The sequence below is a fragment of the Acinetobacter sp. YH01019 genome (assembly GCF_013420285.1).
In the GTDB taxonomy this organism is placed as follows: domain Bacteria; phylum Pseudomonadota; class Gammaproteobacteria; order Pseudomonadales; family Moraxellaceae; genus Acinetobacter; species Acinetobacter gandensis.
Genome location: NZ_VOYM01000191.1, coordinates 1 through 1,225 on the forward strand (window position 1 = coordinate 1; position 1,225 = coordinate 1,225).

At 31.0% G+C, this 1,225-nt stretch carries 2 protein-coding genes; both read right to left on the bottom strand.

Annotated elements, in window-relative coordinates; all coding sequences use genetic code 11:
- Positions 1 to 44 precede the first annotated feature (44 nt).
- The gene (locus FTT84_RS17875; protein WP_373685050.1) at positions 45 to 401 is read right to left on the bottom strand and encodes a hypothetical protein; all 357 of its coding nucleotides are present in this window, start codon (positions 399 to 401) and stop codon (positions 45 to 47) included.
- A gap of 156 nt (positions 402 to 557) precedes the next feature.
- The gene (locus FTT84_RS17880) at positions 558 to 1,037 is read right to left on the bottom strand and encodes a hypothetical protein (protein WP_180058996.1); all 480 of its coding nucleotides are present in this window, start codon (positions 1,035 to 1,037) and stop codon (positions 558 to 560) included.
- Positions 1,038 to 1,225 lie beyond the last annotated feature (188 nt).

Below are 1,225 nucleotides of genomic sequence, written 5' to 3' on the forward strand. Positions count from 1 at the left end.
GATAATCTTTTTCAGATTCAATTAGTAATTGAACCGCTCTTTCTCTAATTTCGGGGGTATAGTTTGGTTTTTTCATCGGAATAGTCTCTCAGAATATTGACTCTCCGACAAACCCGGTACGGTTCATCATAAATCTTAGATGCGGTTCGGGAAGTAAATAATGTCTTATCCATATAGACAATTACTTTATCTTTGTTCATATCGTAAATTACCCGACCTCGTGGAATCTGCTCATATTCATAAGCTTTAAGCTCTGGATATTCACTTTGTACATTTTTCCAATACTCGATATGCGTGTAAGGACTATCAATTAAGCCAATTGAATCAGCATCACCTAAATTAAACACATGAGCTATACCGATGACTTTATTATTCCAATGCCAGAAAATTCCAATTTTCACTATTTTTTCCTTTAATTTTAAGATTTTCTAAAATTAGCATAATACACCTTATACGAAGTCAAAAATGGGAGCTTATAGCTCCCATTTTGAATGGGTTCTAACATTTTGACTTTGCATAGCACCTATTATATTAATTTTAGGAATACTTAAGTTTAGTTAAGAACAATAGTCTTGTTTAAATCTTGAATAAGGAACATTTCTACGTTGTGTTAGATCTTTCCCTTTTAAATCATTGGCTAATTTATCTGATAATTCTTCACTAGATTTTATTTTGTTTGGAACCCATGAATAAGCATGTCTAGGTAAAATTTCAAAAAGATTAGTCATACCAGGTACATAAGAATACTTAAATTGAGTATAAACTTGATCATAGAATCCCTTACAGATTCTATCATTTTCTTTTGAAACTAAATTTCTATTCATAGATGTTGAGAAGTCATATAAGCTCCCATTTTTGAATTCATAATCATATTTTTTCCCAGTTTTAGGACTTTGGCTTGATGTTATTTTTATACCTGAATTAAGCTCTGAAATAGTAATATCTAATGACTCTTTGAATTCAATAGTTTCAGATTTAATTAATTTTGCTAGATCGTTAAACTCATATATAAAATAATGGCTTTCTGGGCTACTCATACCAAACCATGCGCCACATGTACTTGTTACAACATAAGTATTCTGCTGTTGCTTATATATCTTTTCGGTGGTGTTTCAAAAAGTATGCTGAAAAAAAGCAGGTTGAATTTTGATAAAATAGAGAAATGCAAATAACTCTAGAAATCAAATGTCCAACCTGCCTCAGTGACAGTATAAAGAAAAATGGC

Excerpts from the sequence above, each read along its gene's own strand:
- FTT84_RS17880 (WP_180058996.1), bottom strand. The coding sequence starts at position 1,037 with ATGAGTAGCCCAGAAAGCCATTATTTTATATATGAGTTTAACGATCTA.